We start from the raw sequence: 12662 nt of genomic DNA, 5'->3' as shown, positions 1-12662 counted from the left end.
TCTATTCGCTCGATTTCGTGCAAAAGCATGCGCAACCAGCCATTGGCGACTATCGGTGGAGTGTTCATGCTGACGAAGAAGGGCAAATATGGTTTGAAAGCACTGGCGCATCTTGCCTTGCTTGAACCCGGCGAAAGCGCTTTCGTCGCCGAGATTGCTTCCAAGAACAATATCTCCAAGAAATTTCTCGACGCCATTCTTCTGGAACTGCGCAACGATGGCATCCTGCGCTCCAAGAAAGGCCCCGGCGGCGGCTACAGCCTTTCCAAACCGGCAGCCGATGTCACAATAGGCCAGGTGGTCCGCGTTCTCGACGGGCCACTCGCACCCATACGCTGCGCAAGCCGCATGGCCTATCAGCCCTGCGAAGATTGCGAAGATCACCGCGCCTGTCAGGTGCGCCGGTCAATGCTGCTCGTGCGCGAAGCCATTGCTGGCGTTCTTGATTCCATGACGCTGGAACAGTTCGCCCGCAACGGTGGCCTCGAAGATGACAGCACAGCCCCGGAATGGGCCAAGCTAAGCGCCTGACAACAGGTCCAGCAGCCGGTAGCCGCCATTGTGATAAACAAGCGGCTCGCCGCCGCCTGCCACGATTTTCAGAACACGACCGATGATAATGGCGTGGGTGTGCCGTTCAATGACGTCTTCCACCGCGCAATCGACAGCAGCCAGAGCACCTGTCAGCGCCAGCGCGCCGCTTTCCAGCGTATACCATTCCGCATCGGCATAACGCGCAACGCCCTTGATACCGTCCTTGCCTGCAAAGCGATCCGCAATCGGCTGCTGTGCAGCCGACAGCACATTGACGCAGAAATGATTGTGGCGGCTGATGGCGGGCCAGACCGATGAACCACGATTGATGTTGACGATGATCGTCGGCGGATCGACCGAAAGCGCGGTCGCCGAGGTAACTGTCGCACCGGTGCGTCCATCGCCAAAACCGGCGGTAACAACGCTGACGCCGCCAGCCAACTGCCGCATCGCAGCCTTCAGCTCATCGGGTGAAACAGCAATATCCGCTGTATCTTCCACCAGTCTCAACGCTTTTTCGCCCATGCTTGCCACCATCATTTCATTGCGGTCGTTGTCTGTCCGATTGACCGGACCTGACGTAACGAAATGGTGTCACGCTATGCAGCGGCGTTCAAAGCCGACGACTGCCTTCTCACCCCGAATAGGGAAAGCATTTTCTATTTTCTATAAAACGAATGGAATTAATCCGCTCGCAGCGCAATCAGCGCTGCGTTCTTTTTGAATGGTGTTCGGCGAGATAGGCCCGGTCGTCCCGCGTTGAAAACAGCACGGCAAAGACAATGCCGATACCTGCACCGAGCAATGTGTCGAACACCCGCTCCGACACCATATCGGCCCCGTTCAGGCTGGGCGCAGCGATATAGGTCATCAGCAGCGCCATCGGCGTGACCAGGATCTGCCCCAGAGCATAATTGGAGCCGATGATCACTTCGGTTGCGAATTGCAGGAACGCCAGTATCGCAATCAACGTCCATATGGACGGAGCATGCGTCAGGATCATCCAGGCAACGACAGCGCCCAAAAGCGTGCCTGCCATGCGCTGCAAGGCGCGGCTCATATTGATATGCAGATGCGCGCCCTGCATCACGGCAACGGCACCCATCGCCGCCCAGGCCGGATGAGCGGCACCCATAGCATAGACGGCAAATGCGGCCACGCCTGCACCAAAGGCAACGCGCGCAGCAGCGATCAACCGGTTACTGACTGGCCGCAACGGTTCCGAAGGGAAAGGCTTCTCCGGGCTGGCCTGATGGCGGAAATATTCCGTCAACATGCAGATCACGCAGGCCAGCAGCGCGACAATCGCAGTAGCAGCCGTGCGTTCCATCGTCTGCTGCAAGGTAACAGATTGGCTCATCGATGCACCCGCGGCAAAAATGAAGATCAACGCTCCAGGAGGGCCAAATTTTCCGGTCGTGGTCACGAAACAGAAGATACCGCAGAGAACGGCGAGCAGCGCAAGCTGCACCGCCAGCGGCGCACCCGCTGCGGCGACAAGCGACATGCTAAGGACAGCCAGCGTTTGACAGATCGCGCATAGCAGCACGACGCGATTGCGGCTTGCCTGCGGTGCAAAGCGTCCGAACAAAGCAACCAGAGCGCCAAGCGAAGCAAAGCCGATCAGCTGCGACCAGGGCGAAAGATAGACGAGCGGCAAGGCGATGACTGCCGTGGCTGCCGATTGAAGGCCCGCGAGCGACGAATTGCGAATGGAAGGCTGCCGCGAAAGCGCGACGCTCTCCTGAAACTGTTGCGGCTGCAAAAGCTGGCGCGCGGCGTCCAGCCTGCGGGCCGATTCCGTCACAGAGGTCTTTTCGCTGCTCATTCTCCGGCTTCCTGTGAGCGTCTCAGCTGGTTGGCCGCGAGGCGCTGCTCGATAGAGTCAAAATGGTCAAGCATGGCGGCCAGATCCGCATCGGAAATATCCACCAGCATGTCTTCTTCGCCCTTGGCCAGTTCACGCCGGATTTCGGCGACGCGCTGCTCGCCCTTCGGCGTGAGGAAGATCAGGCGCGCGCGATTGTCGTTTTCATCGACCCGACGCTCGACCAGCTCCTGACGGCACAGAATGTCCAGAAGCCGCACAAGGCTCGACCCGTCGATGCCGACCAGCGCGGCGAGTTCCTTCTGCGTCACGCCGCCGCCGGTGGTCTGAAGATGGATCAGCGGCACCCAGGTGGCATCGGACAGCCCCGCTTCGGCAAGGCGCGCGTCAAGCGCACGCCGCCAACGCCGGGCAAGCAACGAAAAGCGAATCCCGAACTGGGAGCGAGGAGAAGACGAATTGGACTGCATGACGGCAATAAAGCACGAATTAATTTGATTTGCAATTCAAATTAATTCAGTTGAAACGAATTTCGTATTCGGAATTCTCCGGTCGAAACTTTCCGGCCGAAATTTCCAGATAGCACTTTTTGGGCGAGCTGCTTATCATCAACCAATACTTCACCCGAAGGCGCAACAATGACACCGACGGGCTGCAATACGGAAACATCCCCCCGCACGAAGGAAACAAGACAGCAACCATGGCAGCTCTCGTGTCGTCGGAAAATGGAGTGGGCCAGAAGGCAGCGCGCTTTCTTGGCCTGATACTGATCGCCATCCTCGGCTATAGTTTCTGGCTCAATGAAAGCTGGCTGACACTTTGCGCTGGACTGGCGATTTTCCTGTTCGGCATGCAATGCCTTGAAGAAGGCTTGCGCAATCTGGCGGGCAGCGCCTTGGAACGCATGCTGGCGCGCGGCACCTCCACCTCATGGAAAAGCTTGTTGGTTGGACTGGTCGGCGCAACGGTGATGCAGTCGAGTACGCTTGTCTCGCTCATGACCATCGCCTTCATCACCACGGGCCTCATTTCACTTGCCGCGGGCATATCCATCATCTTCGGCGCAAACTTGGGCTCGGCAACCGGCATATGGCTGCTGTCGCTGGCCGGACAAAATTTCAGCCTGTCGTCGCTGGCGCTGCCCCTGATGGTGTTCGGCGTGTTGGCAAGTTTCTTCGGGCCGAAGATCAAGGCCTTCGGGCGCATTCTGCTTGGCATCGCCTTCATTTTCCTCGGCATTGACGGCATCAAGCAGGGCTTTTCCGTCGTCACCGAGAATTTCGATCTCGCCCAATACAGGATCGACGGCTGGCTCGGTCAGGTTATTTTCGCGGGCATTGGCCTTGTGCTGACCCTGCTGCTGCAATCAACCCATGCGACCCTGATGCTGACGCTTGCAGCGCTGGGTCTCGGGCAAGTCGATCTCTGGCAATCGGCGGCGATTGCCATCGGGGCCAATGTCGGCAGCAGCGTCACCACCGGCGTTGCCGGGGCGCTCGGCGGCAATCGCAGCGGTCAGCGGTTGGCGCTGGCACATGTGATTTTCAATGTCATCACCGCCTGTATTTCGCTGATCCTGATGGGAATGCTGGTTCGCCTTGCCGTATGGCTCTCACAAGCAATGGGGGTCGGGGATAATCAGTTGATCCAGCTCGCGATCTTCAACAGCGAGTTCAACATTCTGGGCGTGCTGATCTTCTGGCCCGCGCTGGTCCCGTTCACACGCTTTCTGGAACGCATGCTGCCGGACAGGCCGGAGCCGCGCGTTCTCATTCCGGCGGATACGCCCGATCTTCCTGAAAACGCGCTGCGCGCCCGTTATCTCGACAAGTCGGCGCTCAGTTCGCCCGAAACGGCTGCGCAAGCGCTCGTGCATGAATTGCAGCATCTTGGCCGTTTGAGTGTCGAAGTGATCTGCCACGCGCTTTACCTGCCGGTCAGCGAAATCAATCGTGCCAAGCATGACGAAGCCATCATGCGCGCCGCGCCCGACGTCGATTATGTCGATGCCGATCTGCTCTATCGGCTCTATATCAAGGGCGTCTATGGCGACATATTGAGCTTCATCGGCAAGGTTGATCCCGGAAACAACACGGACCAGCAGAATTTCTGGATGACCGGTCAGGTCATTGCGCTGCAAATGGCGGAAATGGTCAAGGACGCCAAGCATCTCCAGAAGAATCTCGGCTTCTATCTCCGGCAGACCAATTCACCGGCGCGGGACGCTTATGTGGAGCTGCGCGAACATCTGGTCAATGTGCTGCACGAGGTTCGCGTGCTGAGCCGTGCCGATGCCGCCAGCGACAAATGGGACGCCCACCAGCAGGCTTTCATCGAGAAGGTCAAAGACTTCGAGCGAGACTTCGGCGCAAAGCTGTTCGAGGCGAACCGACAGGAGAAAGTCAGCGGCTTGCAACTCAGCTCACTTCTGAATGACCTTGGCTATGCCAAACGCATCGCAAACGGTCTCAACACGCTTCTGACCATCCGCAAGCGGTCGCTGAACGATCCGCTGCACAACCTCTCCGGCTTCTTCGATGAAGACACGCCGCTGGTTCAGATATAACGAAACCGTGCCAATCAAGCGGCGCGGATATCCAGACCGCCGTTTTCGACGATGAAGTCGATCACCTCCTGCACACCCTGACCGCGATGCAGATCGGTGAAGCCAAACGGGCGCTTGCCACGCATGCGCGCTGCATCGCTTTCCATCACCTCAAGGTCCACCCGCACATAGGGCGCAAGATCGCTCTTGTTTATGACCAGAAAGTCCGATCGCGTGATGCCCGGCCCGCCCTTGCGGGGAATTTCCTCGCCCTGACAGACGGAGATGACATAGAGCGTCAGATCGGCGAGATCGGGCGAGAAGGTAGCCGCAAGGTTATCCCCCCCGGATTCGATGAACACGATATCCAGATCGGGAAAGCGCCGGTTCATCTCGGCAATGGCCTGCAAGTTGATCGACGCATCCTCGCGGATTGCCGTATGCGGGCAGCCGCCGGTTTCCACGCCCATGATGCGATCTTCCGACAATGCCTGATGGCGCGCCAGAATAAAGGCGTCTTCCTGCGTATAAATATCGTTGGTGATGACAGCGACCGAATATGTGTCGCGCAGCGCCTTGCAGAGCTTTTCGGTCAGCGTCGTCTTGCCGGAGCCGACCGGCCCGCCGATACCAATCCTGAGCGGTCCATTCTTCTGTGTCATGAGCGAAAAAGCCTCGAATGCTGTGTTTCGTGTTTCATGGCCATGATGTCGGCGATGAAAGTCGCCGAACCAAGGTCATCCAGACCGGACTGTCCGGCGCGCATGGCGGTTTCTGCCAGCGTGTTTTCCAGCGCGGCCATGGTGGTGGTCACGCCGCTTTGCCCCGTTACCGACAGGCGGATGGACGCCTGCAACATGTTGATGCAGAAAGCCTGCAAGAAAGCCGCCAGTGTTGAGCCGAGCGGAACGCCATGCGCTCCTGCCACTGCGCCGACCGCCACCGGATAAGCACAGTCGCCCGGCAACTGATCAAAGACTGGCGAAGACCAGCTGCGCGCAGCGGCCATGAATGCCCCACCTTGCAGCATGGTTTCCATATGCCGCTCACGCGAACCTGCCAGCGCTTCCGCAAGATCGGCCACGTCGCGCAAATCCTCACCCGCCATTGCCCGTCGCCAGCTTGCCGCGCACAGGACCGCATCGTTCCAACCGGAACCGCGTGTGACGAGCCAGTGCAGCCAGTCCTTCAACTCTTTCGCATCGGTGACGAAGCCATCATGCACCGCCCGCTCCAGCCCATGACTATAGCTGAAAGAGCCGACCGGAAAGACCGGCGACAGCCATGCCATCAGCCGCAAAAGGGCGGTGTTGGGATCAGTCGTGATGGTGGTGGTGATGGTCATGGTCGTGCGTGTGGTGATGGTGCCCATGATCGTGACCATGCCCGTGGTCATGTTGCGCATGGCCGCCCGAATAAGCTCCGCGCAACGGGCTGAAAATCGCGACCACATCGGTCACAGTTGCGCCCAGCCCTTCCAGCATCGCCTTAATGACGTGATCACGCAGAATGAAGATACGGTCCGTCTCAATCTGCGCCGCCAGATGGCGATTGCCGATATGCCAGGCAAGCTGGGCAATATGCAGCTGGTCGCGCCCATGGATTTCGTAAAGTTCTTCGCTGGCAGCGCGAATTTCAATCTCGCGCCCGTCGTCCAGAACAATCCGGTCGCCATGTTCCAGCACCACCGGATCGGCGAAATCGGCAAGCACCTTCTCACCCGTGTCGAGCGTGATTGCCTTGCGGCGCAAATGGCGTTCGTCACGCTCCAGCACGGCATGAGCCGCCGGAACGGCGTCGATCACTTCGTGCGCACGGATGATGTCTACTGCACGGAACATTCTCTACCTCAATTCTCAGAACAGGAAATAACGCTGCGCCATCGGCACGACGTCCACCGGTTCGCATGTCAGAAGCTCGCCATCGGCGCGCACTTCATAGGTTTCCGGATCAACTTCCATTTGCGGCATGGCATTGTTGAGGATCATCGACTGCTTGCCGATGCCGCCGCGCGTATTGACGACCGCCGCCATCTGCTTGTCCACGCCGAGCCTCTCACGCAAGCCGCCATCGATTGCCGCCTGCGAAACGAAGGTTATCGAGGTATTCGTACGCGCTTTACCAAAGGAGCCGAACATGGGCCGATAATGCATCGGCTGTGGTGTCGGGATAGAACCGTTCGGATCGCCCATCGGCGCCGTCGCGATCCAGCCGCCCAGCAACACCATATCCGGTTTGACACCAAAGAAAGCCGGATTCCACAAGACCAGATCGGCGCGTTTTCCAACTTCCACCGAACCGATCTCATGCGACATGCCGTGAGCAATGGCCGGGTTGATGGTATATTTCGCCACATAGCGACGGGCGCGGTAATTGTCATTGCCCGGCTTGTCGTCCGGCAGGCTGCCGCGCTGGCGCTTCATCTTGTCCGCCGTCTGCCAGCAACGGATGATCATTTCACCCACACGGCCCATGGCCTGACTGTCGGACGAAATGATCGAGAATGCACCCATATCATGCAGAATGTCTTCGGCGGCGATGGTTTCCTTGCGGATACGGCTTTCCGCAAAGGCAATATCTTCGGGAATGGCCGGTGACAGGTGATGGCAGACCATCAGCATGTCGAGATGTTCCGCGACCGTATTGATCGTATAGGGCCGTGTCGGGTTGGTCGAGGCGGGCAGAACATTCGGATACTGGCAGACGCGGATAATATCCGGCGCATGCCCCCCACCCGCACCTTCCGTATGGAAAGAGTGGATCGTACGGCCCTTGAAGGCATTGAGCGTATCTTCCACGAAGCCGCTTTCATTGAGCGTATCGGTGTGGATCGCCACCTGCACGTCGAAATGGTCAGCGACAGACAGACAATTGTCGATGGCCGCAGGCGTCGTGCCCCAATCTTCATGCAGCTTGAGGCCGCAAGCTCCTGCCAGAACCATTTCCTCCAGCGCGCCCGGCAATGAGGCATTGCCCTTGCCGAACACACCGAAATTCATCGCCATGCCGTCGAAGGATTCAATCAGCCGCGCAATGTGCCATGGCCCCGGCGTGCAGGTGGTGGCCAGTGTGCCATGCGCGGGGCCGGTGCCACCGCCCACCATGCATGTGATGCCCGCATTCAGCGCCTCATCCACCTGCTGCGGCGAAATGAAGTGAATATGCGAGTCGATACCGCCTGCGGTGACGAGCTTGCCCTCACCCGCAATGATTTCGGTGCCGGGGCCGATGATGATCGTGACGCCCGGTTGCGTATCGGGATTGCCCGCCTTGCCGATACCCGCAATGCGCCCGTCACGCAGACCGATATCGGCCTTGTAGATGCCGGTGTGATCCAGAATGAGCGCATTGGTAATGACAGTGTCAACAGAACCTTGCGCCCGCGAAAGCTGGCTTTGCCCCATGCCATCTCGGATGACCTTGCCGCCGCCGAATTTGACTTCCTCGCCATAGGTGGTGAGGTCGTGCTCGACCTCGATGACGAGTTCCGTATCAGCAAGGCGCACCTTGTCGCCGGTGGTGGGGCCGAACATCTGCGCATAGGTGGCGCGACTGATCTTGGCTGGCATGAAATTCTCCGTCGGCGCTCTAACCGTTTGTTTTGACGCACATCTCGTCCGAAAACCGTTTCACACTTTTCGGGATGTGCTCTGGTTCTGAATTAAAGCTTACCCATGATTTTCTGGCGGAACCCGTAGACCTCGCGCTTGCCGCCGAGGGGAACCAGCGTCACATCGCGTTCCTGCCCCGGTTCGAAGCGCACAGCGGTACCAGCGGCAATATCCAGCCTGCAGCCGCGCGCTTTTTGCCGGTCGAATGACAGCGCCGCATTCGCCTCGTAGAAATGATAATGGCTGCCAACCTGGATCGGGCGGTCGCCGGTATTGGCGACCTTGATCGTGACCGTGGGTTGCCCCGCATTCAGCTCTATGTCGCCATCAAGTGTGATGATTTCACCGGGTATCATGGTGCACCTCAACCCGCCATCAGCATCAGGCCGCCAAGCGCCGTAGCACCACCCGCGACTCGCAAGGCAAGGCGTCCGCCACGACCGGAGGCCAGACGCCCGACGCCAAGACCGATGGCAATGCCCGCTGCGTGGAGCAGAGCCGTGGCCAGCGCAAAGCCTGCCGCATAATCGAAGAAGGTCGCAGTGCCGATTTCACCGCCATGGGCATGACCGTGAAAGAAGGCGAAGAAACCGGCAATCGCTGCGCCAACGACAGGCGAAACAGGCAAGGCCAGCGCAACGAGAAGGCCAAGCACGACCACTGAAGCCAGTATCACCGGCTCAACAAAAGGCAGCGGCATTCCGATGAGTGCGGCCACAAAGCCGAGCAGCATGACGCCGACAAAAGCCGCAGGCACGATGAAAAGCGCACGCCCGCCCAGCATTGCCGCCCAAAGACCAACGGCAACCATCGCCAGAATATGATCGGCACCGAAAAACGGATGCGAGAAACCGGCGGCAAAAGAACCATGTTCGGCGGGATTGAGATGGGCAAAGGCCGGGCTTGCTATGAGCGCAAACCCTGCTGCCGTCAGGACCGTTATCTTCTTCATCTTGCACCTTTTCAAAAATTGAAATTCAAAATCAGCGGATCGGCTCATGCACCGTGACGAGCTTGGTCCCATCCGGAAATGTCGCCTCGACCTGAATGTCGTGGATCATCTCGGCAACGCCCGCCATCACCTGTTCCCGCGTGATGACATGCGCGCCTGCTTCCATCAGGTCGGCCACGGTGCGTCCGTCACGCGCGCCTTCCACAACAAAATCGCTGATCAGGGCGATGGCTTCCGGATGATTGAGCTTCACACCGCGCTCCAGACGGCGACGGGCGACCATCGCCGCCATCGCGATCAACAGCTTGTCTTTTTCTCTGGGCGTCAAATTCATGACTTCGTACCGAACCTTCTCCTTAGACACGGCCCGGTGGCCGCACGTTCAAATTGACCAAACTTTAGGCAGTCCTGCCTTTCCATTGAGCAGCGCCAGCAAAGGAGCGAGGCGCTTGCGCAAGGCATAACTGTCTGGCGCATAGAGCCGCACGCCAAGTTTCGAGGCGCCGCCGACCTGCCAGACGCTGGCGCCACCCTCTTCGCCGATGATGGCGCGCACGGCCTCCTGTTGCCTTTCAGCCTGCGCCGAAACCAGCAGCACCGTGGCAACCGCAAGCCCGCCATCCGCAACCGCTCCGGCCCGCAATTCCGCAGCAACATCAGGCCCAAGGCGGAACTCTTCCGCATGAACCAGACGCCCGCCGAGCCGCACCCGCCAGCGATCGCTGAACGATGCCTGTTCCACCGCTTCACCCATCGCGAGACGCCCGAACACACTTGCCTCGACCAGCAGCACTTCCGCCCCTTCATCCATCTCGACATCCAGCTCTCGGGAGAGCACAGAGCGGTTGAACAAAATGGTTTCCTGCGGGAGCCATGCAAGACGCGTGCCTTTTGCCACCTTGATGTGTGTTTCGATGCGCGCTTCACCACCGCCCGAGCGATAAATACGTTCGCAGGCCTGCGTGGTGACGACGGCGGAAGCACCTTCCTGAAGCTCCACATCCCAGCGCAGCCGGTCACCACCGGTCAGCCCGCCGGATGTATTGATCAGGATGGCCTCCAGCGGATCATGCGCCACCTGTGGCATACGGATTTTGGCTGCGCCTTCCTGATAAAGCCTGGAAATGCGGGAGCGCCCGTCCTTGAAATGGACCGTCAGCCCGCCGACACCATTGACCCGCTGCGAGGCAAGTTTTTCCAGATTACCCTTATCGATGGACATAAACGCTGCTTTCAAACCCACAGAACAAATCAGAGTGCAGGCGAAAGTTACGGCAGGTTTTTCTCGGCGAAAAGCGGGGCGAGAAAAAATTTAGGGGGCCAATGTGAGGCCACGACAGATTGCCGGTTTAAAATAATAGATACACGTAAAAATAAATGTCATCTTTGAATTTCAACTTAACATATATGCATGGGCGATGATTTATACACAAGAGTGTCAAGAAAGCTTCAAGCAACTGAGAAAAGCCTGTTACATTTGAGGCCTATTCCCCGCCCTCAGTTTTAGTCTGGCCAGCGGATTTCCGCGGCCGCTACGGATCGGGGAAAACATGCTTATCAATCGTCGTCACGCTTTGGGCCTCATGGGCGCTGCCGCTGGCACGTTCATCATGCCAGGGATTGTCCGCGCCAATCAGCGCCGCTCGGTCACCGTCGCCGTTCAGAAGATCACCAACAACAACACGCTCGACATCTGGAACGAACAGTCGAATGTCGGCGAGCGCGTTTTCTTCCCGAACCTGTGGGAAGGCCTGATCCTGCGCGACTGGATGGGCAATCAGGGTCCGGTTCCGGGCCTCGCCACCGAATGGAAGCGTCTCGACGACAAGACCATCGAACTGAAGCTGCGTCAGGGCGTGAAGTTCCACAATGGCGATGAACTGACCGCCGAAGACGTGGTTTTCTCCTTCTCCGACGAGCGCCTTTTTGCCGGCACCGAGCCTGCTGGCGGCAAGACGCTTTATGAAGCCAATTTCAAGCCGCAGACGGAAAAAGAACTGCCTGCCGCCATCCCCGGCATTTCGCGCCGTCTCTGGCCCGCGCTGCGCGGTGTCGAAGCCGTAGACAAATATACGGTCCGCTTCCACAATGCGACGCCGGATGTCACGCTCGAAGGTCGCCTCTATGCCTTCGGCTCGCAGATCGCCAACAAGCGCGCCTGGGATGAATCCAAGTCTTATGCCGAATGGGCGCGCAAGCCGGTCACGACCGGACCTTACAAGGTTGCCAGCTACAAGCCGGACGTTGAACTCGTTCTCGAAGCCCACGACGAATATTGGGGTGGCCAGCCGCCGCTACAGCAAATCCGCTTCGTCGAAGTGCCGGAAGTTGCAAGCCGCGTGAACGGCCTGATCTCCGGCCAGTACGACTTTGCCTGCGATCTGCCGCCAGACCAGATCGGCACCGTTACCGCCAATCCGGGCCTCGAAATCCAAAGCTCGACCATCTGGAACCACCGCATCACCGTTTTCAACACGCAGAACGAAATCCTGCGCAATCCGCTGGTGCGCCGTGCCATGACCCATTCGATCGACCGTCAGGCGATTGTCGATGCGCTGTGGGCTGGTCAGACGGTTGTACCGGCTGGCATGCAATTTGAGAGCTTCCGCACCTCCGACATGTTCATCGATGACTGGCAGCCGCCGAAATTCGATCCTGAACTGGCGCGTGATCTCCTCAAGCAGGCCAATTACAAGGGCGATGCCATCCCTTACCGCCTGCTGAACAACTACTACACCAACCAGACGCCGACGGCGCAGGTTCTGGTGGAAATGTGGAAGCAGGTCGGCCTGAATGTCGAGATCGAGATGAAGGAAAACTGGGCGCAGATTCACGATCCGGAAGGCGTCAAGGGCGTTCGTGACTGGTCGGCATCCAACAACATCAACGATCCGATCACGCCGCTGGTGGTCCAGTTCGGCCCGAATGGTGAAGCCCAGCAGAAGAAGGACTGGTCGAACGACGAGGTCAACAAACTGTCGGTCATCATGGAAACATCCACCGACCGCGACCAGCGCAAGAAAGCCATCAAGCGCATGCTGGAAATCTGCGAGCGCGAAGACCCGGCCTACAATGTTCTGCACCAGAATGCCGTCTTCACCGGCATGAAGAAGGAACTGAACTGGAAGGCCGCACCGGCATTCGCCATGGATTTCCGCTCCACCAACTGGAACGTCTGATCCACAGACCAGG

The 12662-nt window shown here is 58.6% G+C and carries 14 protein-coding genes; 3 read left to right on the top strand and 11 right to left on the bottom strand.

Going from position 1 to position 12662, the window contains the following annotated elements:
• Positions 1-66: 66 nt before the first annotated feature.
• A complete protein-coding gene (locus FGI60_RS22330; protein WP_078338419.1) occupies positions 67-531 on the top strand; it encodes an Rrf2 family transcriptional regulator in 465 nt (154 codons plus the stop codon).
• Here FGI60_RS22330 and FGI60_RS22325 read toward each other — a convergent pair.
• The 3 genes from FGI60_RS22325 to FGI60_RS22315 form a co-directional block, all read right to left on the bottom strand.
• Complete coding sequence (locus FGI60_RS22325) at positions 520-1059, bottom strand: flavin reductase family protein (protein WP_235889900.1); 540 nt, start codon at positions 1057-1059, stop codon at positions 520-522. The genes FGI60_RS22330 and FGI60_RS22325 overlap by 12 nt on opposite strands.
• A gap of 178 nt (positions 1060-1237) precedes the next feature.
• Positions 1238-2362, bottom strand: coding sequence for an FUSC family protein (locus FGI60_RS22320; protein ID WP_138787057.1), 1125 nt, complete (start codon positions 2360-2362; stop codon positions 1238-1240).
• Positions 2359-2781, bottom strand: a complete 423-nt coding sequence (locus FGI60_RS22315; protein ID WP_235889899.1) for a MarR family winged helix-turn-helix transcriptional regulator — start codon at positions 2779-2781, stop codon at positions 2359-2361. The genes FGI60_RS22320 and FGI60_RS22315 overlap by 4 nt, the downstream gene beginning before the upstream one ends.
• Before the next feature lie 281 nt (positions 2782-3062).
• Between FGI60_RS22315 and FGI60_RS22310 the strand changes: the two genes are divergently transcribed.
• A complete protein-coding gene (locus FGI60_RS22310; RefSeq protein WP_138787055.1) occupies positions 3063-4928 on the top strand; it encodes a Na/Pi cotransporter family protein in 1866 nt (621 codons plus the stop codon).
• Positions 4929-4942: 14 nt separating this feature from the next.
• Here the strand turns inward: FGI60_RS22310 and ureG are convergent, their stop codons facing one another.
• From ureG to FGI60_RS22270, 8 genes are all read right to left on the bottom strand, one after another.
• Complete coding sequence (ureG, locus tag FGI60_RS22305; protein WP_138787054.1) at positions 4943-5569, bottom strand: urease accessory protein UreG; 627 nt, start codon at positions 5567-5569, stop codon at positions 4943-4945.
• Positions 5566-6252: an urease accessory protein UreF gene (locus tag FGI60_RS22300; protein ID WP_138787081.1), complete on the bottom strand. Its 687-nt coding sequence runs from the start codon at positions 6250-6252 to the stop codon at positions 5566-5568. Before FGI60_RS22300 ends, ureG begins: the two co-directional genes overlap by 4 nt.
• Entirely contained in the window at positions 6224-6748 is a 525-nt protein-coding gene (ureE, locus tag FGI60_RS22295) for an urease accessory protein UreE (protein WP_138787053.1), read from the bottom strand. The genes FGI60_RS22300 and ureE overlap by 29 nt, the downstream gene beginning before the upstream one ends.
• A gap of 15 nt (positions 6749-6763) precedes the next feature.
• The gene (gene ureC / locus FGI60_RS22290; RefSeq protein ID WP_138787052.1) at positions 6764-8476 is read right to left on the bottom strand and encodes an urease subunit alpha; all 1713 of its coding nucleotides are present in this window, start codon (positions 8474-8476) and stop codon (positions 6764-6766) included.
• Between the two features lie 92 nt (positions 8477-8568).
• Complete coding sequence (locus tag FGI60_RS22285; protein ID WP_138787051.1) at positions 8569-8874, bottom strand: urease subunit beta; 306 nt, start codon at positions 8872-8874, stop codon at positions 8569-8571.
• 8 nt (positions 8875-8882) lie between these two features.
• Complete coding sequence (locus FGI60_RS22280) at positions 8883-9470, bottom strand: HupE/UreJ family protein (protein ID WP_138787050.1); 588 nt, start codon at positions 9468-9470, stop codon at positions 8883-8885.
• A gap of 31 nt (positions 9471-9501) precedes the next feature.
• Positions 9502-9804, bottom strand: coding sequence for an urease subunit gamma (locus FGI60_RS22275; RefSeq protein WP_078338387.1), 303 nt, complete (start codon positions 9802-9804; stop codon positions 9502-9504).
• A gap of 48 nt (positions 9805-9852) precedes the next feature.
• The gene (locus FGI60_RS22270) at positions 9853-10692 is read right to left on the bottom strand and encodes an urease accessory protein UreD (protein WP_138787049.1); all 840 of its coding nucleotides are present in this window, start codon (positions 10690-10692) and stop codon (positions 9853-9855) included.
• Between the two features lie 328 nt (positions 10693-11020).
• On the opposite strand from FGI60_RS22270, the gene FGI60_RS22265 reads away from it, so the two are divergent.
• A complete protein-coding gene (locus FGI60_RS22265) occupies positions 11021-12649 on the top strand; it encodes an ABC transporter substrate-binding protein (RefSeq protein WP_138787048.1) in 1629 nt (542 codons plus the stop codon).
• The last annotated feature ends 13 nt before the right edge of the window (positions 12650-12662 follow it).

Source organism: Brucella haematophila (genome assembly GCF_005938105.1).
Lineage (GTDB): Bacteria > Pseudomonadota > Alphaproteobacteria > Rhizobiales > Rhizobiaceae > Brucella > Brucella haematophila.
Note: the sequence above shows the minus strand (reverse complement) of the source record. Positions and strands in the feature narration are given on the sequence as shown.